Raw genomic sequence first — 372 nt, 5'->3', positions numbered from 1 at the left:
TGGAGCGTGCACATCGAGGCCTGGCGTCAGAGCGGGCTTTCTCGCTCGCGATACTGCCGCGATCACGATCTGAACCGGCGCACTTTTTCGAACTGGATGATCTATTTGATGGGCCGGGAAGAAGCGCGGAAACATGAGGAATATCAAGCCGAACTCCGCCGGGAACAGACGCTGAAAAACCTCGAAAAGGGCCGCGTGCGAAAGCAGAAAGGCCTGCGGTTCGGCGCGCGCACGGACATGCAAAGCCGGGCCGTTCAGGCCTTCTGGGCGATGCATCTGGAGGCGTTGAACTGGAGCGGAATGAGCCTTCGACAGTACGCGTATTCCCTGAACATTTCGCGGTTTGCCTTGCAGAAATGGCGTAAGCGACTG

1 protein-coding gene is annotated in these 372 nt (G+C 58.3%); it reads left to right on the top strand.

The features are described from left to right. Window positions 1–6: 6 nt before the first annotated feature. The coding region (gene tnpA, locus HY30_RS18870) for an IS66 family insertion sequence element accessory protein TnpA (RefSeq protein ID WP_206741511.1) at window positions 7–372 on the top strand (366 nt) is incomplete at its 3' end.

This window comes from Hyphomonas chukchiensis (assembly GCF_000682695.1).
GTDB classification, from domain to species: domain Bacteria; phylum Pseudomonadota; class Alphaproteobacteria; order Caulobacterales; family Hyphomonadaceae; genus Hyphomonas; species Hyphomonas chukchiensis.
This window is presented reverse-complemented; position numbering and strand designations above follow the sequence as displayed.